This is a genomic window from Photobacterium carnosum (genome assembly GCF_002849605.1).
Lineage (GTDB): Bacteria > Pseudomonadota > Gammaproteobacteria > Enterobacterales > Vibrionaceae > Photobacterium > Photobacterium carnosum.
On the sequence record NZ_NPIB01000024.1, the window covers coordinates 1 to 21,334 of the forward strand.

At 38.8% G+C, this 21,334-nt stretch carries 20 protein-coding genes; 9 read left to right on the forward strand and 11 right to left on the reverse strand.

Going from position 1 to position 21,334, the window contains the following annotated elements; genetic code table 11:
* Positions 1 to 605: 605 nt before the first annotated feature.
* From cspE to CIK00_RS16370, 4 genes are all read left to right on the forward strand, one after another.
* Positions 606 to 818 (forward strand): transcription antiterminator/RNA stability regulator CspE, encoded by a 213-nt coding sequence (gene cspE / locus CIK00_RS16355; protein WP_045028318.1) that lies wholly within the window; start codon positions 606 to 608, stop codon positions 816 to 818.
* A 638-nt stretch (positions 819 to 1,456) separates the two neighbouring features.
* Complete coding sequence (gene tal / locus CIK00_RS16360; protein WP_101769729.1) at positions 1,457 to 2,407, forward strand: transaldolase; 951 nt, start codon at positions 1,457 to 1,459, stop codon at positions 2,405 to 2,407.
* 81 nt (positions 2,408 to 2,488) lie between these two features.
* Positions 2,489 to 4,483 (forward strand): transketolase, encoded by a 1,995-nt coding sequence (tkt, locus tag CIK00_RS16365; protein WP_101769730.1) that lies wholly within the window; start codon positions 2,489 to 2,491, stop codon positions 4,481 to 4,483.
* A gap of 763 nt (positions 4,484 to 5,246) precedes the next feature.
* Positions 5,247 to 5,558, forward strand: coding sequence for a cation diffusion facilitator family transporter (locus tag CIK00_RS16370; RefSeq protein ID WP_101769731.1), 312 nt, complete (start codon positions 5,247 to 5,249; stop codon positions 5,556 to 5,558).
* A 125-nt stretch (positions 5,559 to 5,683) separates the two neighbouring features.
* Here CIK00_RS16370 and CIK00_RS16375 read toward each other — a convergent pair whose 3' ends face one another.
* Positions 5,684 to 6,124, reverse strand: coding sequence for a bifunctional diaminohydroxyphosphoribosylaminopyrimidine deaminase/5-amino-6-(5-phosphoribosylamino)uracil reductase RibD (locus CIK00_RS16375; protein WP_101769732.1), 441 nt, complete (start codon positions 6,122 to 6,124; stop codon positions 5,684 to 5,686).
* 156 nt (positions 6,125 to 6,280) lie between these two features.
* On the opposite strand from CIK00_RS16375, the gene CIK00_RS16380 reads away from it, so the two are divergent.
* The 3 genes from CIK00_RS16380 (at position 6,281) to CIK00_RS16390 (ending at position 9,501) form a co-directional block, all read left to right on the forward strand.
* Positions 6,281 to 6,595 carry a hypothetical protein gene (locus tag CIK00_RS16380; protein WP_101769733.1) on the forward strand — a complete coding sequence of 105 codons (315 nt, stop codon included), beginning with the start codon at positions 6,281 to 6,283 and terminating at the stop codon, positions 6,593 to 6,595.
* A gap of 281 nt (positions 6,596 to 6,876) precedes the next feature.
* The gene (locus CIK00_RS16385; protein ID WP_101769734.1) at positions 6,877 to 8,178 is read left to right on the forward strand and encodes a peptidoglycan DD-metalloendopeptidase family protein; all 1,302 of its coding nucleotides are present in this window, start codon (positions 6,877 to 6,879) and stop codon (positions 8,176 to 8,178) included.
* Between the two features lie 270 nt (positions 8,179 to 8,448).
* Positions 8,449 to 9,501, forward strand: a complete 1,053-nt coding sequence (locus CIK00_RS16390) for a succinylglutamate desuccinylase/aspartoacylase family protein (protein WP_101769735.1) — start codon at positions 8,449 to 8,451, stop codon at positions 9,499 to 9,501.
* 100 nt (positions 9,502 to 9,601) lie between these two features.
* Here the strand turns inward: CIK00_RS16390 and CIK00_RS16395 are convergent, their stop codons facing one another.
* The 6 genes from CIK00_RS16395 to CIK00_RS16420 form a co-directional block, all read right to left on the reverse strand.
* Entirely contained in the window at positions 9,602 to 10,204 is a 603-nt protein-coding gene (locus CIK00_RS16395; RefSeq protein WP_233426571.1) for an NTP transferase domain-containing protein, read from the reverse strand.
* Positions 10,164 to 11,144, reverse strand: a complete 981-nt coding sequence (locus CIK00_RS16400; protein WP_101769737.1) for an XdhC family protein — start codon at positions 11,142 to 11,144, stop codon at positions 10,164 to 10,166. The genes CIK00_RS16395 and CIK00_RS16400 overlap by 41 nt, the downstream gene beginning before the upstream one ends.
* 74 nt (positions 11,145 to 11,218) lie before the next feature.
* A complete protein-coding gene (locus CIK00_RS16405) occupies positions 11,219 to 12,490 on the reverse strand; it encodes a cytochrome c (protein WP_101769738.1) in 1,272 nt (423 codons plus the stop codon).
* Complete coding sequence (locus tag CIK00_RS16410) at positions 12,487 to 13,017, reverse strand: (2Fe-2S)-binding protein (protein WP_101769739.1); 531 nt, start codon at positions 13,015 to 13,017, stop codon at positions 12,487 to 12,489. The genes CIK00_RS16405 and CIK00_RS16410 overlap by 4 nt, the downstream gene beginning before the upstream one ends.
* Complete coding sequence (locus tag CIK00_RS16415) at positions 13,014 to 15,857, reverse strand: xanthine dehydrogenase family protein molybdopterin-binding subunit (protein ID WP_193435482.1); 2,844 nt, start codon at positions 15,855 to 15,857, stop codon at positions 13,014 to 13,016. The genes CIK00_RS16410 and CIK00_RS16415 overlap by 4 nt, the downstream gene beginning before the upstream one ends.
* 503 nt (positions 15,858 to 16,360) lie before the next feature.
* Complete coding sequence (locus CIK00_RS16420; protein ID WP_101769740.1) at positions 16,361 to 16,897, reverse strand: Dps family protein; 537 nt, start codon at positions 16,895 to 16,897, stop codon at positions 16,361 to 16,363.
* 240 nt (positions 16,898 to 17,137) lie between these two features.
* Here CIK00_RS16420 and CIK00_RS16425 point away from each other — a divergent pair, with 240 nt between their 5' ends.
* Together CIK00_RS16425 and CIK00_RS16430 are read left to right on the forward strand one after the other, a co-directional pair.
* The gene (locus CIK00_RS16425; RefSeq protein ID WP_101769741.1) at positions 17,138 to 18,061 is read left to right on the forward strand and encodes a M14 family metallopeptidase; all 924 of its coding nucleotides are present in this window, start codon (positions 17,138 to 17,140) and stop codon (positions 18,059 to 18,061) included.
* Between the two features lie 66 nt (positions 18,062 to 18,127).
* Entirely contained in the window at positions 18,128 to 18,604 is a 477-nt protein-coding gene (locus CIK00_RS16430; RefSeq protein ID WP_101769742.1) for a methylated-DNA--[protein]-cysteine S-methyltransferase, read from the forward strand.
* On the opposite strand, the gene CIK00_RS16435 is transcribed toward CIK00_RS16430, so the two are convergent.
* From CIK00_RS16435 to nanQ, 4 genes are all read right to left on the reverse strand, one after another.
* The gene (locus CIK00_RS16435) at positions 18,601 to 18,819 is read right to left on the reverse strand and encodes a TIGR02450 family Trp-rich protein (protein WP_101769743.1); all 219 of its coding nucleotides are present in this window, start codon (positions 18,817 to 18,819) and stop codon (positions 18,601 to 18,603) included. The two genes, CIK00_RS16430 and CIK00_RS16435, sit on opposite strands and share 4 nt — an antisense overlap.
* A gap of 21 nt (positions 18,820 to 18,840) precedes the next feature.
* A complete protein-coding gene (locus tag CIK00_RS16440) occupies positions 18,841 to 19,497 on the reverse strand; it encodes an HAD family hydrolase (RefSeq protein ID WP_232574742.1) in 657 nt (218 codons plus the stop codon).
* Between the two features lie 142 nt (positions 19,498 to 19,639).
* Positions 19,640 to 20,797, reverse strand: a complete 1,158-nt coding sequence (locus CIK00_RS16445) for an N-acetylneuraminate epimerase (RefSeq protein ID WP_101769745.1) — start codon at positions 20,795 to 20,797, stop codon at positions 19,640 to 19,642.
* A gap of 67 nt (positions 20,798 to 20,864) precedes the next feature.
* Positions 20,865 to 21,329, reverse strand: coding sequence for an N-acetylneuraminate anomerase (gene nanQ, locus CIK00_RS16450; RefSeq protein WP_101769746.1), 465 nt, complete (start codon positions 21,327 to 21,329; stop codon positions 20,865 to 20,867).
* Positions 21,330 to 21,334 lie beyond the last annotated feature (5 nt).

Genomic DNA, 21,334 nt, shown 5'->3' on the forward strand with positions numbered 1-21,334 from the left:
AAATACGGGTATAGAAAAGCCTTTCTGAAATTGGATTGAATTCTTAGGCATAACGTCACTCCTATACTTCAATATATTGAAGTATAGGAGATAATTTAACAGTGGCTGTTAAATAGTGGTAATCAGGTAGAAGTATGATTAATAATTTAGGCAATTATACTCAGCTATGCATATTGAAGCATAATACTAGTAACGCTTTGTTACTTTAAAAGAATAATTTCAGTAGAAAAGCGATGAATTGATGTTTACTTAAATAGTCGGGGGCTAAAGTATAAATAAAACTAATGCGAAATTACGAAAAATCAGAGTTGATAATACTGTTATCGTCCACCGCTATTTCTAGTGCCACAACAATCAAGAATCTTTTTTTACTCATATTGACAAAAATAGCTGTACAAAAAACAAACAGCTGTTATTATCTGTCTCGTTCTGTTGTTCAGGACGTTATTAAATGCAACACCAAGTCACAGTTAAACTTTTAGCTACAGCAACGTTATCGTTTTGTACCTCAGTGTTTCCCTTGTTTTGGCAGTAACATTAATAATTTAACCACTTAATACATCGCATTTTAGCGGTTAATTAATCATCTATATAAGGGACATCACATGTCTAATCAAACAACTGGTCTAGTAAAATGGTTTAACGAAGAGAAAGGTTTTGGTTTTATTACTCAAGACAACGGCGGTGCTGACGTATTCGTTCACTTCCGTGCTATCGCTTCTGAAGGCTTCAAAACACTTGCTGAAGGCCAAAAAGTGTCTTTCGAAGTAGAACAAGGCCAAAAAGGTCTTCAAGCTGCAAACGTTGTAGCTATCTAATTTATCCTCGTTGATAAATAATAAAAATGCTGGCTATGGGCCAGCATTTTTTATATCTGCTATTTAACCCACTCAACCCTTCTTCTCTATCGTTACAACTACGCCCTCACGTTAGCAGAGCGAATACCAATCCCATTCTAAGTCGTCATCTTTCAAAAACACTAGATCCCCTCTCGTTCTCGCAGACATTTGCTGTAGGTAATAACGAAAGGAGGGCATGAAATGTGGTTACCAACTTATTCTGATTGATATCATGTAACATTTGTTGAGCATTATTTAATAAAACATTAACTTTCCCACCATTAACAACTAGCGCAAATGATCACCATGCAGATCAAATGCTCACTTACTGAAAAGCAAAAAAATACATCACATCGGTAATCAAACAATAAATAAAATCTAAAATGACTTTTATTGCGATCTGAATTTGATTTATTCTCATTTTAAATTGACAAAAAAGCTAAAAAAGACAATTATCAATCTATCAAATGCTCTAGCGCATTCCATATGTTCACTCGGTGAACTAACGGTTATAATGAATGTGCTTAGAGTAAGTATTAATTCTTTTGAACATGGTGGCATTTCAGGCTATAACTAATGCCATCATGACATAAGCCCTATACATAAGGTCGATCGATATGAGCACAAAATTAGAACAACTTCGCGCACTAACTACTGTTGTTGCTGACACTGGTGATATCAAAGATATCAGCAAATACCAGCCTGAAGATGCGACAACAAACCCATCATTGATCTTAAAAGCAGCACAAATTGCTGAGTACGCACCTTTAATTGACCAATCAATTGCTTATGCAAAAGCACAAAGCAATGATAAAGCACAGCAAATCAAAGATACTTGCGACATGCTTGCAGTCAACATTGGTAAAGAAATCCTAAATGTTGTTCCTGGTCGTATCTCTACTGAAGTTGATGCACGTCTTTCTTTTAACACTGAAGAAAGCGTAATTAAAGCTCGTCACCTAATCAAACTTTACAACGATGCTGGCATCAGCAACGATCGTATTTTGATCAAACTAGCGTCAACTTGGGAAGGTATCCGTGCTGCTGAAATTCTTGAAAAAGAAGGCATCAACTGTAACCTAACACTTCTATTCTCTTTCGCTCAAGCACGTGCATGTGCTGAAGCTGGCGTATTCCTAATCTCACCATTTGTTGGTCGTATTATGGATTGGTACAAAGCGAAAGAAGGCCGTAGCTTTGAAGCACAAGAAGATCCAGGTGTTATCTCTGTGACTAGCATCTATAACTACTACAAAGAACACGGTTATAATACAGTTGTTATGGGTGCAAGCTTCCGTAGCATTGGTGAGATCCTTGAGTTAGCTGGTTGTGACCGTCTAACTATCAGCCCACAACTTCTTCAAGAACTTGAAGATGCAACAGGCGTTGTTGAACAGAAACTGCTTCCAGCAACTGAGCTTAAAGCTCGTCCTGCTGCAATGACTCATGCTGAATTCCTATGGGATCACAACCAAGAAGCAATGGCTGTTGAGAAACTAGCTGAAGGTATTCGTAACTTCGCAGTAGACCAAGGTAAACTAGAGACAATGATCGCAGATCGTCTTTAATCACTAAGCACTATTTCAGAAAGCGGCTCCTAGAGCCGCTTTCTTAATTTTAAATTTACTTAATATTTTGGTGGAAACACTATGGAACATAAAATGTTAGCTAACGCGATCCGTGCTCTAAGCATGGACGGCGTACAAAAAGCAAATTCTGGTCACCCTGGCGCACCGATGGGTATGGCTGATATCGCAGAAGTTCTTTGGCGTGGTCATATGGACCATAACCCACAAGACCCTAAATGGGCTGATCGCGACCGTTTTGTATTATCAAACGGCCACGGCTCTATGCTTATGTACTCGCTACTTCACCTAACAGGTTATGACCTATCAATTGACGATCTTAAAAACTTCCGTCAACTGCATTCAAAAACACCTGGTCACCCAGAATACGGCTATGCACCTGGCGTTGAAACAACGACTGGTCCTCTAGGCCAAGGTATTACTAACGCTGTTGGTATGGCTCTTGCTGAAAAAGCAATGGCTGCACAATTCAACCGTGAAGGTCATGATATCGTCAACCACAACACTTACGCTTTCATGGGCGACGGTTGTATGATGGAAGGTATCTCTCACGAAGCATGTTCTCTAGCGGGTACGCTAGGTCTTGGTAAGCTAGTGGCTTTCTGGGATGACAACGGTATTTCTATCGATGGCGAAGTAGAAGGTTGGTTCGCTGACGATACTGCTAAGCGTTTTGAAGCTTACAACTGGCATGTAATCCGTCACGTTGATGGCCACGATGCTGCTGCAATCAATGCTGCTATTGAAGAAGCAAAAGCTGAAACAACTAAGCCTACGTTGATCTGTTGTAAAACAATCATCGGTTTTGGTTCACCAAACAAAGCAGGTTCTCACGACTGTCACGGTGCTCCACTAGGCGCTGAAGAAATTAAAGCTGCTCGTGAATTCCTTGGTTGGAACTACGGTCCTTTTGAAATTCCAGCAGACATCTATGCTGAGTGGGATGCAAAAGAAGCAGGTAAAGCGAAGCAAGCATCTTGGAACGAGAAGTTTGCAGCATACACAGTAGCATTCCCTAAACTAGCGTCTGAGTTTACTCGTCGTATGACAGGTGCTCTACCTACTAACTGGGAAGCTGAAACAAGCAAAGTTATTGCTGATCTACAAGCAAACCCAGCTAACATTGCATCACGTAAAGCCTCTCAAAACGCACTTGAAGCATTCGGTAAACTATTACCTGAATTCATGGGCGGTTCTGCTGACCTTGCACCATCAAACCTAACTATGTGGTCTGGTTCTAAGTCAATCACACCAACTGATGCTTCAGGCAACTACATTCACTACGGCGTTCGTGAATTTGGTATGACTGCAATGATCAACGGTATGGCACTGCACGGTGGTTTCATTCCTTACGGCGCAACATTCCTAATGTTTATGGAGTATGCACGTAACGCACTACGCATGGCTGCACTGATGAAAATTCAGAACATCCAAGTGTACACACACGATTCTATCGGCCTAGGCGAAGATGGTCCAACTCACCAACCTGTTGAGCAAGTATCATCACTACGTCTAACACCAAACATGAGCACATGGCGTCCATGTGACCAAGTTGAATCTGCTGTTTCTTGGAAGTACGCGATTGAACGTAAAGATGGTCCAACATCTTTAATCTTCTCTCGTCAAAACCTAACTCAACAAGATCGTACAGCTGAGCAAGTTGCTAACATCGTTAAGGGTGGTTACATCCTTAAAGATTGTGCTGGTAAGCCAGAGCTAATCTTGATCGCTACTGGTTCTGAAGTGGGTATCGCAGCAGAAGCATACGCAGAGCTAACAGCCGCTGGTCGTCAAGTACGTCTAGTTTCTATGCCTGCTACTGATTTGTTTGATAAGCAAGATGCGGCTTACCGTGAAAGCGTATTACCAGCTGATGTTACTGCTCGTATCGCTATCGAAGCGGGTATTGCTGACTTCTGGTTCAAATATGTAGGCCTTAACGGTCGCATCATCGGTATGACAACATTTGGTGAATCAGCGCCTGCTGAAGAGCTATTCAAAATGTTCGGCTTTACTGTTGAAAACATCGTTAACAATGCTAAAGAACTACTAGCATAAGTGCTTATTTATAACGTGTGATTAATCGCACTTATATAATAAATCTAAAAATGGTCTAACAAATGTTAGGCCATTTTTTTATCTCTTTTTTATAAAGCACACCTAGTTTCATAATAAGCTCTTATACCAATCCAATTAATTAAGTGGTCATCTTTCAAAGTAGTAGACTCCCTATCACTCTCGCGGATATTCACTATTAGAAAGGGAAAAAATGGACATTAAATTAGGTCAGAAACTGATTATGATTAGTATAAACACTCAAAAATCAGCCCTACAGCCACTTCTTGAGCATTGAATATTTAAGATCGGTGCTTTATCGCTATAATCTTGTATATTTGACCATGATGATTAATGCTACTTTTTTTACTCATTTGATTTATTATTCATTAACATTTAAATAACCGTACTTATCGCCTATATATGCCCTTTGGTTTTAAAAACGATTCATCATAATAAATAACTATCAATACGCACGAATACTATTAAAAAACAAATAACGCCTTTATATCTACTTAAATAAATAATTATTATTAATAGCTATGTTTCCATTTTTACATACTGAAATAATAATTAAACGGTATATTCAATTAAATTATTACATGATATTTTTTCTTCCTATACCTATTTAAAATATTCATCAATTATCAAAAATAGAATGTTTGATTATAAAAAAGTATATTGTTCAAAGTTAAAATAGGCGTAGATTAAATCCTATAGACAGACACCAACTTATTATTAACGCTGTTTATTAAAGGATTAAGATATGAGTCACAATAACCAAGAACATCAAGGTTCACAAAAAGGTCATCAACATACAGCTGAAGCTGAGCATGAGAAGATGGAACATCGTTACGGTGAAGATGTAGAACACAAGCATGACCGTGACCATCATGAAGTACGTGACCATGAAAAAAGCCATCCACACACTCAACATGGTGGTGATCCAGTAGGTCATAAACACCCAGAACAAACACATGGCGATCGCCACGAACATGACGAACACCGTCATCACAAAGCTAAAGAGCATGATCATAAAGAATCATCTCGCGAGCATCACAAGACTTCAACTAAATAATTAATTATTTACGTTACGTTTTTATTAGTTATATTTTAAAAGCCGATTTAATAGTGGTAATAATTTTATTATCCATTTAAATCGGCTTTTATTCGTTTATTTTAATAACAATATTATTTTATATTTTATTTATTTAATAAGTACGGCGATATAAAATCAAAAACCTCTTGCTCACACAAACCAACACTTACTTCAATTCCTGCTTGTTTTAAAACATCAATTCCTTTGCCACTATTTCGTGGATCAGGATCAAGGGTTGCAACCACAACTCGCTTAATCCCCTTTTCAACTAAAGTATGCGCACAAGATGGTGTTCGCCCAACAAACGAGCAGGGTTCTAAAGTGACATAAGCCGTCACTTCATTTAACGGTAAATCATAATTGGCTAATGCCATTGCTTCTGCATGATGACAACCAGGGGGTTGTGTAAAACCTTCACTAACAATTTCCCCATCTTTCACCAATACACAACCCACAGGTGGATTAGGACGACAAGCAGGCAGTGCTTGATGCGATAATATTAATGCGCGTTGCATAAATCCAATTTCTTGCGCTAGATCTGTCATAACACCTTCACTTTTATAATCACAGAACGGCTATTCTATACTGAAATAAAACCTAAACGTTATGTTGAAGCCATGAATGATAAATGAATTAACAACTCAGTCTCAATTCAGGTGCTGTAGGATTAAATACCCTCACTGAATAACATGAGGTTTTTCATGAAACGATTAATAATAACTTTAGCTTTGTCGCTGTCACTGCATTCATTATCGGCATTAGCATCAATACCAACCACGACAAAACTGAATCCGTTAACAACACAACAGATGATTGAATATATCGATCATACTCATCAATTAACGGCAACAGAAAAAATTCAAATGGATGTGGTTCGATCAATTAATCAAAATAACTATTTACAGATAAATTCCCACAAAGATCCGCATTTAGAACAGCGAGAAGTCACACTCATCCCGAAGAAAAAACACACGAGTGCTTACTACACGAAGGCAACACCTAACCTTAATAATTAAGATAATAAAGCGTTATCTTGTTCTATAAATACGATATTCGTCCAGCTTAATATTGCATCGTCTAGCTGGACGAAGCTGTGTTTTCTACGTTATTGAGATGAAAAATACACTATAATCATCATTTTTATACCTTACAGCCGTAATTACTGAAAATTTAAGTAAAAAAATAGCCTCTACAGTATTAATTCATTTAAGGTTCAGAAAGGCTATGTTTTTATACCTACTCGCCAAATAAACCAAGTGCAACGCACTCATTAAAAATAAAAGAACTGACGAGCATTATGTCTACGTTTAAAACGACAGTACTAACTAATTTTATAAACTATCGCCTTATTAGCCTTTTTGGGCTCTCAATCATCACGACTGCTGCCGTATTATCAATTAACACTACATCTTCAATACACCATAAAGAAATACAACTGCCTTTACTTACTACTCCTCAAGTTGTATTAAAAACGCTGACACCAGCAGCCGTTATCAAAGATATTGTATTACCGCCTACTTATTCATACAAAGTTAAAAAAGGTGATACGCTCAGCGAAATATTTTCACAATTAAACTTACCGCAAACCGATGTAAAAAACATTATGGCGGCAGATTTAAATAGCTTACAAATTGATAACTTACGTCCAAATGATATTTTACGATTTTGGGTAACGGACAGTAACCATCGATTAAATAAACTCCAACTGCAATTTAATGTCGCGCATATGATTGATTATACGCGTGAGAAAAATAACGATTTTACGGTTAAAGAAGTCACCTTACCGGGTATATGGCGTGAAAAAGTTATTAGTGGTGAAATTCGTGGTAGTTTTAGCTCATCAGCAAAAAGAGCAGGGCTAAGTTACACGGATATTCATGAGATTATGGCTATTTTTAAAGACAAATTGAATTTTGATCGTGATCTACAGGCTGGCGACCGATTTGAAATTGTTAGCAAAGCAAAATATGTCAATAATCAAGCAAGTGGTGATACAGAACTTCAAGCGGTACGCTTATATACCAAAAAAAACCAATATTCTGCTTATTTAAGTGCTGATGGCAATTTTTATGACCAAAATGGTGAAAGCTTGCAGCCGGCATTTTTACGCTACCCAACAGCAAAGCGGTTCCGTATTAGCTCACAGTTTAATCCTTATCGCCGTCACCCAGTCACTAGACGTATTCAACCACATAATGGGGTTGATTTTGCCGCACCAGTAGGCACACATGTATTAGCAACAGGCGATGGTGTAGTTACTCGTGTAACCAATCACCCCTATGCTGGCCGTTATGTTGTTATTAAACACAGTGCTAATTACAGTACCCGTTATCTACATAATAGCCGTATCTTGGTCAAAGTTGGTCAACGTGTAAAACGTGGTCAAGAAATTGCGTTATCAGGCCGTACTGGGCGCGTCACTGGTCCCCACATTCACTACGAATTATTAGTACGTGGAAAACCAGTAAACCCGTTGACAGCTAAAATCCCATTAGCATCATCCGTATCACATCAACAAAAAAAAGCCTTTGAACTTGATGTCACACAATATAATCACTTAATGCGACAACCGTTATCCTCTAAAGAAAATAATATTTAAATGATTATCAACGAACTGAAATATTCGTAATTATCCCCATAAAGGCATTACTGACTAACGGTAATGCCTTTATTAAACAGTATAACAACGACTAATATTCATATTTGATACGCCTTGATACATTTGTGTTACTTAAAAACTAATTAAACGTGATATTGTTCCTGTTTTAAAATGGACTTAATGATTATTCTCAAGATGTTATAACGTAATATTAATGCGAAAACATTAATCAATCGTCATCGTCTAATCACCCATATACAGGACGTATCTATGGCCACAAAAAATACTCCATTTGAATTTGCAGATTTACTGGTTGAACCGGGAAATCATGCCAACTGTGAACTAGAGATAGCTCGCCTTTATACGCATTCACCACTGTCCGTATCCGTTGATATTCTGCATGGAAAACACCCAGGCCCCGTATTACTGATCAATGCAGCCATCCATGGTGATGAGCTCAATGGTATTGAAGTCGTCCGTCAAGTTATTGAAAAAATAGATTTATCAAAACTTCACGGTACGATTATTGCGGTGCCGGTGGTTAATGTTTTCGGTTTTATACATAAATCCCGTTACTTACCTGATCGTCGTGATTTAAACCGTTGTTTCCCTGGTTCAGAGCGCGGATCAATCGCGGGTCGTATGGCATATCACTATTTTAATCAGGTAGTACGGCGTGCAACGCATGTGGTTGATTTACACACTGCCGCTATTTATCGTACTAACTTGCCCCAAATTCGCGCTAACCTTGATAATCCGCAAGCAAAAGCAATGGCAATGGCCTTTGGCTCTCCTGTCGTAGTTGATGCAAGCTTACGAGAAGGTTCACTGCGTGCTGCCGCTGAAGAATTTAATATTCCCGTGATCACCTTTGAAGCAGGTGAAGCGCTTCGACTTGATGCCCATGCGGTAGGCTCTGGTGTGCAAGGGGTATTAAAAGTGATGCAACATTTAGAGATGGTACGCACGAGTCGTAGTAAAAAAGTGATTGAACCAATGGTGCCAAAGGCGACACGTTGGGTACGTGCTGATTCTGATGGCTTACTACGTTCGCATGTGGCATTAGGTGAAAAAGTCGATAAAAACCAAATTATTGCAACTATCAGTGATCCTTCTGGCAGTAATCAAGTAACAGTGATTGCACCACAAGGTGGCATTGTTATTGGTCAACAAACCTTACCGCTAGTCAACGAAGGTGATGCTATTTTTCATATCGCGTTCTTTGAAGAGCCTGATGGCTTAGTAGAAGAGCAAGTTGAGTCTTATCTTTACGATGCGATTGAAGAGCTTGATGATGATTTAAAATGGGGCATGACCAGTTAAATCAGCGTTATCAATATCATTAAATATTAAAAAACAACCCACAAAAAAAGAGAAGTATTTGGCTTCTCTTTTTTATGGTATTTATTTTATAACTTGTTGTTTATTTGCATGTCCGAAGTAATTGCTGATATTTTTCAGGTGTATCAATATCATGATAAATACCACTCGTGGCATCTAACTGTAAATATTGCTCTTCACCTGTTTGCAGTACTTGCTTCATTTTAGCCGTGATAGGTAAGGCTAAAATGCATGGAATTAACGCAGCATCAATTAAAACGGGATGCCCTGTTTGTTGTTTATTACCAGGAAAGACCACTCGCCCATAACGCATTTGCGATAACAGCGTAAATACCTGCGGATCGATACACGGCATATCGGCATGAGTAATAAAAAACCGAGAACTAGTGACGGCTGCAATACCCTTTTGAATCGAGCTTAACATGCCTTGTTGATAGTCAGGATTCACCACCACAAGAATATGTGGCTGATGTTGGTATCGCTGTACCAATTCATCAGCGCGATAACCCGCCACCACGATCACTCTTGAACAAAAGACCAAGGCGTGTTCAATGGCAATATCGAGCAGTGTACTATCACAATAAGGTAGCATGGGTTTCCATGCCCCCATTCGTGATGACAGCCCCGCAGCCGGTATCACACAATCAACCATGGTGATAATGCCATGAATCACAATTAATCCCATTTTTTACTGCAATAACTTCTGCGATCACGGCAATGGCTATTTCAAACGGGGTTTTGCTTCCAATGGCAATGCCAATTGGTGCATGCAATCGTGCTAATTCAGACTGAGTATATTCACCAATTCGCATTAATCGTTCACGACGACGATCACTGTTCGCATGTGATCCTAATGCGCCAATATAAAACGCATTGGACTCTAATGCCCCCATCAATCCCATGTCATCAACACGAGGATCATGGGCAAGTGCTAACACTGCGGTATAAGCATTGGTGTAGCGCTCAACAAAAGCATCCGCAGAGCACCATTCAACATCAACGCCCCCCTCTGCCGCAGTCCAACGCCAACTTTGACTGTAATTTTCACGAACATCGCACAATCTTACGGTAAATCCAGCTCTGATCGCTAACCGTGCAACTTCTTCACTGACTTGGCTAATACCCAATAATAATAATTGCCAATGTTGTTGGTAATGCACCGTTAACCAGGGTGAAGGATATGCCGTAGTCTCTGTACCCGTCACAATACTGCGTTGCTCTGTCTCAATATTGACAGCACGAATAAAGGTGGACGTTTGTTCCGCAGCCATTAACCAGTCATCAACCAAATAACAATAATCAGGGTATAAATGTTCGATTAATAAAGAGATATGACCACCACACGGCAGTTCATATTCGCTACCATTCGCGGCTAAGTGAGTACCATAATCAAACACTTGTAATGGTTTATCAAGACCATGTTGTTGAATTAAATTCATAAAAGCATCTTCAATACATCCGCCAGATACCGACCCAGAGCGAATATGACCATCAGTTGCAAATAAAGCGCCAACAGGACGAGGAGCCGACCCATAAGTGGATAAAATAGTACATAACCACACCGGTTTCCCTTGTTGTAGCCATGTCTGACAATCTAATAATACGTGTTTATCTAAGGCATTCATAAGTCGTCTATCACTTTGTTTACTATAACAACAGTACCAAAGTTAGCCTGCAATAATGCAGGCTAATCGCATGATCAATTAGTCGCTAATTGCTTTTTAATGTCAGCCACTTGCTTCACCGTTGTGGTTGTCATCTGTGTAGTAAAACGCTTATGTAAGTAAGTTATCAAATCAGCCATTTGTTGATTATTCAAACTGTTCTTATAACCCGGCATTGCATAATATGTTTGCTCTTGGCTATAACTTTGGCGCTCAATACCATTATTTAACACAGCTACGGTATTAAAAATATTACTGTTTTCAATGGTCGCATTATTTTGTAACGCAGGGGCTACGTTTGGTGTTCCTTGTCCATTTTGACCATGACAACCAGAGCACTTATCCATATAGATACGGTATCCTGGTAGTTTAGTATCAAATTGTGATGCGACAAGTGACGTTAACTTCGGTTGTGATACCGCTGATTGTGATGGTTGTGCTTGATTCAATAAATAACTGGTTATCGCAGTAATATCATGATCATTAAGTTGAGTTAAACTATGTTTTTCAACGATGAACATATCATTAAAGGCAGTGCCTTTAGGCGATTGCCCTGTTTTTAAGAATTGCGCTAAATTATTAAATGTCCAATGTTCTTGAGTCAGATTTTTTGACGTAATATTAGGCGCATTAAGATAATTAACCACCGCACCTTCAAGCGGATGATCTTGCTCCGTTGCCATCATAAAATTACGTGGAGTATGGCACTCACCACAGTGACCTAACCCTTGCACTAGATATTTACCACGATTCCATAATGGCGTTTTATCCGCAGTAGGCGTAAAGGTCGGTTTATCAAACGCGACAAGATTCCATACTTTTAATCCCATTCGAATATTGAAAGGGAAACCAATCCCATTTTCTCTATTCGGTTGAGTCGCAGGTTTGGTTTGCATGAAATACGCATACAACGCGTGCATATCGTGATCGTTAATACGGTGATACGACGTATAAGGCATTGCCGGATATAAATTACCTTTAGGCGCAACACCATTACGTACCGCATCAACAAATTGCTGATAACTATAATTACCAATACCGTGTTGTTTATCACTACTAATATTGGTTGAATATAGAGTACCAAACGGCGTATCAAATGCACGCCCGCCGCCATACGCTTGACCGCTTTCAATAGTATGACAACCACTGCAATCACCCGCAGCCGCTAAATATTTACCTTGCGCAATCAATTGTGCCATATTTTCAGATAATGGCGCTTGTGTATCCGTTGATGATGCCTCTGCATAGACCGCACCGCTACTTAATAACAAACCACAAACGACACTGATTTTTAAACTCGGTTTCATTTGACTAACCCCGGCTGTGATAGTACTAAATCTCGCAAACCAACATAGTATTTACGGTAACCAGAACAACGACAGATATGTTTTTTCAATGCGTTTTCAATCACATCTTCAACCTGATCTTTATCGACAGGTTGTTTGGTTAATTGCTCAACTAACACGGTTGATTCATTAACAAAACCAGAAGTACACCAACCACATTGGAAAGAAAAATGATCCACAAATGTTTGCTGTACTGGGCTTAATGCAGTGATTTGTCCCATTAAATTACGTTTAGCGTGACCTTCTACTGTGCGCAGTTTTTTACCGTTAAAATTACCGACGCCATTAATACAAGTACGCTCAGTGTGTGATCCACCATCGGCATCATCCACAATGATAGAGCAGGCGTGACAAACACCAATACCACAACCAAATTTAGTACCAGTTAATCCTCGATATTCATGAAGAAAATCAATCATTTTCACTGATTCATCAACATCAACTGGACCGACAACATTACCGTTAATAGTCATTGTTACAGTGATCATGCAAGTACTTCCTTAATATCATTAGCCGTTACAGGTAAGTGGTAAAAACGTTTATTTGTAATTTGGTAAAGAGCTTCGGTAACAGCCGCGACAATTGGGATCATCACCACTTCAGCGATACCTTTACGTTGGTCAGAATTATTAAATGGCGGCAAAATAGTATGATTCATTTTCCATACACCCACATCAGTCGCTAATGGCACTTGATAGCGATTAAGGTTCCAAGTACCGTTACCCGGACCTTCTTCACCTGGTGGTAAATATTCATGCAATACATGCCCAATACCCATCACTAAGCCACCTTCAATTTGACCTTCAACCAGTTCTTTGACGATCACTTTACCCGCATCAAGCCAAGTCTGGGTTGCTACGATTTCAACCTTACCAGAGCCCTTTTCAACGGCTAATTCAACTAATACGGCACAAGGAGCGTAATACACTACCATCGCATTATTTAGAACCGTCGCTGGGTATTTAACATTGCGACGATCCAATAAATGCCAACCATTGCTGGCCATTAGTTTTTTCTTATTCGCATTAGCACCATGACCATATTTCACGGCCATTGCATCTAGTTGATAAGTTTGAGTCTGCCCTTCAACAGTGAAATCAGCATCAACCCAACCCCAACGGTTAAATGTATGCACCATTGCGCCCGTTACTAAACCTTGCTGATGGACATGTTGTGCTAGCATATCAAGGGGTAATGGCTCCATGCCTTTAGCACTTAACTTACCGTCAACCCAAACAGCGTCTTCCATTACGCCAAAATCCATCGCAGCAAGATCACCGCTGTAGTACAACTTACTCCAAATAGCTTTTGCAGCAGGCCATAAGCCATATTCAAAAATAACTTTAGCGGCATTTTCTGTTGCTTTAGATTGGAAATAAGCCGATGTCGATGCAGACGATGCATAAGGAATCGTCGGTGTCCAACGTGGATTTTGTTGCATTTTATCTTGGTAGGCTTGGCTCATCGTAAACGGTGATTGGGTATTGATCATTTTTAGAGGATCCCAACCATGCACTTCAGCAAGATTGATAGCGTCAGCAGGGCGACCAAAATAATCTGCTAAAACAGCAGCTTGTGATGTTTGTGCTCCGGTGCCAATTTCAACTGCAGAGATCCCCATCACTAAGCGGCCGGTCTTATCCATTTCAATATAGGTTGAAGGCGCGTCATCACCCGCACCATAGTCTTTAGTACAAATCGCAAAACCAGTACCGAAGCGTTTATTGGGATGCTTCGCTTCATACGCTTTACGACGCTGCTCGCGCTGGGTCCACATTTCATGTTGTTGAGCTTGTTTTAATATCTCAACATAATGTTCAGTACTGGTTGGTACTGCACCTTGAGTATTCAATTGACCCGTTTTAATTGTATTACGAAGTCTTAAATCAATCGGATCAATATTGAGCAATTGTGCCGCTTCATTGACCATCATTTCCATGGCTGACATTGTCTGTAACGTACCAAAACCACGCATAGAACCTGACGCTGGGTTTTCAGACACATTGGCAACAGCGGTAATATCATTTTTAGGGAAATAATAAATTGACTGCAATGCACTCGCGCCTACTTCAGCAACAACAGAGCTGAAATTTTCACGACCACCACCATCAAGATCCATGTAACTCACAATTCCTTGGAATTTACCGGTAGTTTTATCAATCGCTAATTGATTGTGCATCTTAAAAGGATGGCGTTTTAGACCAGATTGAAATTGTTGAAAGCGATCGTTTGCCATACGTACAGGATGTTTACTGTACATCGCCGCTAATAAACCATAGAAAGGCAATATAGTGTGATCTTTACCGCCAAAGCCACCACCAATAAAAGGTGAATGTACGACTAAGTTTTTAACGTTACCCGCAAGAGGCCCATTGTTAAGCATCTTAGTTGCAAAACCAAAGAAGTTACCAGGAGATTGCGATGAAGGAATGGTATGCATGGTCTGTGTTTTAGGATCAAACCAACCATTGAAACATTCTGGCTCTAAGAACATCGGATCAATAAATTGAGTTTGATAATTACGATCTAAAACAAAATTATTTTCATCTTTTAAACTTGCTTTAATATCGTCAGCAACCGCCATTTGTTGCTCTAATGCTGAGCCTAAAGAATTAGGTTTAGGCCAAAATGGTTTATGGTCAACATAGTTAGGGAAATTAACCCCATTTTTTAATGGACTGTATTTATCAGGCAAGACACCCGCAGCATTACCTTGTTCACGAGTAATTCGCCACACGCCCCACGGATCTTTTTCTGCGGCAACTAACGGTTGTTGTTTACCATATTTAATAATTTCACTATTAAATTGCAATATACCTTTAGCGCGATGATAAGTGATAAAGTCATCAAAAATAAGTAGCATGACGGCTTGACCAATATAGTCAGGCATTGCACCTTCAGTAACCAACATATTAGTGCCAAAAAATTGAGGTAATTCAATCTTATCTTTGGTTAATGTTGATCCAGTAACAATATTACTTGGCTGAGCATTTGCAGGTAATAAACTTAAATCAACACCTTGATAGATACGATCAGCACGATCGGCACGAATATAAAAAGCCCATGACTGCTCGCTTGGCCAACCATCAATATCGGTTGATCGCAAATCACGTCCATACACTTTTTCACCCGTGACTTTAGCAATAGCATCACTTCTAAAACGTACTTTAAAATCAGATTTCCAAGATGCCGCTAATTCAGGAGCAACTAAACTATTACTACCATCTAAATTAAGATTAAATCGGGCTAAAGCGGGAACAGTATAAACGCAGATACCAGCGATGATACCATGTTTAATAAAACTCCTTCGCGAAAGTTCCATTGACATGATTAACTCCTTCAACATTCTCATTATAATTTTTATTATATTTCAAGATGAACATTCTATTTCATTAAATACCATACAATGCTTATGGTTATTAACAAAAGTAAGAACATCAACTCAAAATTACTATTTATGCACAATAGATATGCTTAATCTTTAACATTTTATACCTCTTCGTCATATACGCAACAATCAATTAAAGCAAAAAGTATGAATACTTATTCAAATCAAATAAATGCAACATAAAAATAACAACAAGGTTTGTATTCAATAGTTTTTTATTACTAAACAGACAATAAATAAACTATTTTTACAACGTTAAAGAGATCTTCATTCAAAAAATGACAAATATTTAAATTAATATTGATTTATAAGTTATTAAGTTAACCTATAACGTATCGTCATTTTTATTACGGTTAAACCATATATAATAAAAAAGGATAGGTTATTAAACCTATCCTTTTTTATTATATATAAACGAAATAATTAGATTATATCTCGCTATATCAATGACGGTATGATTCATAAAGGAACCAGACACGACGTTCTGTTTCATCAATCCAATTATCAATCATACTCACTGAAGAAAAATCATTACGCTCGTCACATAAAATATGTGCTGCTCGAAGCTCTGCGGCTAATTGTTTATTATCTTCACACAATTCAGCAAGCATATCGGCAGGCTCAACATAATCAGCATCATTATCTAAAATACGCTGCATACGTGCGATTTCACCAATTGAACGTATAGTACGACCACCAATTTTACGTGCACGTTCAGCTATATCATCAGTCATTGCAAATAACTGTGCACTCTGCTCATCTAACATTAAATGGTAATCACGGAAATGTGCACCACTCATATGCCAGTGGAAGTTTTTGGTCTTCATATAAATCGCAAATACATCAGCTAAAATTGCAGTTAACGCACCACTAATCTCTTTAGTCGCGTCTACACATAAATCGGTAGGTGTGGCTAGAGGACGAGTAAGGTGTTGTTTAGCATCTTCAATTTGAACTTTATTCAAGATTCTAGTACTCATCATCTTTTCCTTAGTAATAATTTTGTGAACGTCATTACTATAAGCCGTCTGATTTGTATGACAACAGCCAATAACAGCAGATTAATGCAAGCTAACTTTACTTTCTTCTACTAAATAATTGTGATTTTATTTCAGTATAATTATAAGTATTTCTATTTTTTTGGCTTGATAATTTGCTTAAATATAGTCAGCTGTTTACCCTCTAAAAATAAACACTTCAATAATAATATAGGTAAGAAAATGGATAATTCATTTGAATACGAAATTGGCACTCCAGGTATAAAATGGAATGCCACAGAAAAAGCAGCATGGTTGGCACAAACCACCATTAAGCGTAGTTATCTTGAGCAGGTTGTTAGCCATATTCATACCCTAAGTGAAGAGTTCGATGTTGAACAATACGGTGCACTCTCTTATTCACCTGAAAAGTACCCTTTGTTTGCGATTAAAACGCGTGATTGGGACAACACTAAACCTACAGTATTAATCACGGGTGGTATTCATGGTTATGAAACCAGTGGTGTCCATGGTGCATTAACTTTCTTGGCACAAAAAGCACAACAATACAGCACTGAGTTTAATATTCTGGTGGTGCCTTGTGTTAGTCCGTGGGGATATGAAACGATCAATCGTTGGAACCCAAATGCTGTTGATCCGAACCGTTCATTTTATGCCAATAGCCCAGCAGAAGAATCGGCAGCATTGATGAAACTCGTTCAAGCTCAACATACGCATTTTCTTGCTCACCTTGATTTACATGAAACCACTGATAGTGATGAAAGTGAGTTTAGACCCGCGCTTGCGGCACGTGACGGTAAAGAATATATCGCCGATATCGTACCTGACGGTTTTTATGGTGTTGGTGATACTGAAAACCCACAACATGATTTCCAAAAAGCCATTATTGATTCAGTGCGCCATGTTACTCATATTGCACCTGCTGATAGTGACGGCAACATTATTGGCGAGCCGATTACCCAAGAAGGTGTGATTAATTATCCACTAAAAGCATTAGGTTTATGTGCTAGCGTAACTGACGCTTTGTATACTTCAACAACTGAAGTTTATCCAGACAGCCCACGCGTTACGGATCAAGAGTGTAATATGGCGCAAGTTGCGGCAATTATAGGTGCTCTTGAATACTTAAAACACCACCATTCGTAAGCTCTTTTTTATCCACTATTTAACGCGCTATACTGATTTTTTAGTGTAGCGCGAAGGTTTTTTATTATGTGCACTTACTTCCACACTATGGACTCACCAATTGGATGCTTAACACTGTACGCCACAGACAATGCGCTAACAGCAATTCTTTATCAGCATCAAACACCGCAACCTGAAACAGCAACGTATATGCCACAACACCCATTATTGATTGAGTGTGAACGGCAATTACAACAATATTTTGCGGGGACTCGCCAACAATTTAATTTGCCATTAGCACCTAAAGGTACTGATTTCCAGCAGCGTGTATGGCAATCGTTAAGCACAATCCCATATGGTGTGTGTTGGAGTTATCAGCAACTTGCTATCTCAATTGGTAATATTAAAGCCTGCCAAGCGGTTGGAATGGCAAACAGTAAAAATCCGTTATCAATCGTCATTCCATGCCACCGCGTTATTGGTAAAAATGGCAAATTAACCGGTTACGCAGGCGGGTTAGATAAAAAACAAACCCTGTTGGCGTTAGAACAAGAGCATGCTTAATTCCAACCAATGATCCATACTTGGTCATTTTTTAAATCATGCCAATCAATGTCATACAGTTTATTTGTCATTACAGCTTGAATAACACATTTTTCGACTTGCTGATTATCATTAAATAATACGGTGACTATCTCAAAATGTTTTTCTTTGTGATCCACAACCACTTTCGTCCATTTACTATGAAGTAACGCTTTTGAGTTTACTGGATTAGCCATAATTAATTACCTAACTGAAGACTAGACTTCCACACTATCATGCTCTTGTAACGACATATATGCTTGCTCACGTAGAATATCCGTCAAGCTATCAAGTTGTTGAACCACAATTGAAGCTTGATCAATAAAGGGTAATTCCTCACCATTAGTCACTAAGCATGATGGCATATTAGCGTGAAAAGCTGCTTGTAAATCATAAATATAATCACCAACATAGAGTATATTTTTAGGTGCTAATCGCCATTGTTTAGCAATATCAAGTAGCGCATCAGGAGCAGGTTTAGGCGGAAATTCTTCACGTGAAACAATACGATCAAATTGTAATTGATGGTGATCAATCTTCAGCTTTGCCGCTTGAGCGCAATTACGTGTTACAACAGCAGTAGGGATTTTTTGTTGGCGTAGATACAACAGTAAATTTTCACATTCGGGCATAATCGTTGATTGACGAGCGTCAGCTAATTCATACTCAATCACTTTATTTCCTAGCTGTGTTCGTAATGAAAGATCAGAAATGTCAGAAATGTATTCTAATAAATCAGTCTCCACAGTACAGCCTAATTGCTGACGTAACCAATCAAAATCTAATGCGGAACTCACCAATGTATTATCTAAATCAAAAATAACACCACAGATCATATTGCAAGGGATCGGTGCATACATACCATTCTCCATCATCAATAAATAACCCTAACTAGTGTAAGAATATATGCATCGAATAGCAATGAAGTGCAATAAATTCAGCGAGTACGATCACGTCTTATTTTGTACCTCAAGCTACTTTATAAAACAGTAGCTTGAGGTTACGGTTATAGCCAGATCAATCGATAATACGCACATCCGATTGCTCATAACGTAACAGATACACTTTCGCTTGTGGTTGGCCTGTGGCATTTTCTCCCCCGACCATTAACACCCCATCTGGCGTAGAAAAAGACGCGCCATAGGCTAACCCTTGTGGTAATTTTGTAGACACTAACGCCCATTTATCACCACGGTAAGTATAAATATCGTCACTCCAATGTTTACGTAAACCATCATGGGCAAACCAATGACCTTGCTCCACTTTTTCCCTTGCACCAATAAAATTTGCACCACCAGCAACAATCAATGAACCTTGATTTGTCCCTGCATAAGCGCCAGCAACACCTTCTTGTAATTGGCCACTAGCAGCATCAGGTAAAGGTGCAAGTGATTGCCAATTAACGTCATCCCCTTTAATGGTCACTGTTTTAACTATTGGTGTGCGTAAGCCGGGTTTAATCTCACCACTGATTAGCGTAATACGATCTTTATCCCCAACCAAGGCCGCTCCACAATTTGCTAAATAAGGGCTGTTACCTTTTGTCGACCAACTATTGGTGTCGGTATGGTAAATCTGAATAGCTTGATTCCATTGATAAGATTCAGGTGCTCGAGCCATAAAATCAGTAACGGTTTGTTGCCATTTTTTTGATTCAGTCTGTTTATCGATAGTCGAAACAGCATGTAAATATTGATCAAATTGCTGTTTATTGTAGCCACCAAAAATAGCAATCTCGGTTTGATTAAGAGGATAAGCTGACGACCCTAATAACCCAACGGGAGTACGGGTGTTTTGTTTACTCCACGTATTATTATTAATATCGTAAACATAAACGCTATCAAAAATAATGGGCGATTTATCGGTTACGGCAGCTTTTCCTGATCCAGAAAAAATATAGATTTTCCCGTTAATTGCCGCAGCCGTTGCTTGATCCGTAACAGGGCCAATAAAATCCGCTAGCTTTTGCCACTGAGGGTGACTACTCGCAGTATCCATCGCATAAAACGACTGGCCCGCCGCACCTAAACCAACATAAACGATATTATCAGCTTGCGCACTGATACCATTTTTAATGGGTTGCGGTAAATCAGGCCACAATTGTTGTGCCGTAACGCTAGTCGATAAAGAAAGGAAAGCACACACCATTGCGAATCGAGTACATGAGTTTTTCATACCATCTCCAATCAATGCTAATCATCATTACAATCACACCAAGTACCTACTCTCACCTAGTAGCTAATCACACCAAACATTGTTGATGAATTTTAATAACCACTTTTTTAATCATCATCGGGGTCGTAACAACACAACCTGGTTTATGCGGTTGCTGCGGAAAAATAGCTAAAAACATACCAGGCTTTAATAATAAAGAACTGGTGTTAGGCATCGTTTCAACTAATGCAAAATCATTGTCATGATCATAATCAGTCGCAGGAATGCAGTCAGTTAAATTAAGTGACACATCTATCCGCTCTTCACCACTGATTAAATATTGAAAATCAATATATTGTTGATGTACTTCACCTTGTTTAGCGGCTGCAGCTTGGGTTTCAAAACTCATCACATTAGCAAACATACGATCACCATCTATCTCATAACGGCCATTCTCTAACTGCGCCATATCATGGGTATTAATAAACGTTATCGCTTTTTGAAAAGCCATCGGTAATGCATGTAACGGTTGTTTAATTTCACCAAAAATCATTTTCT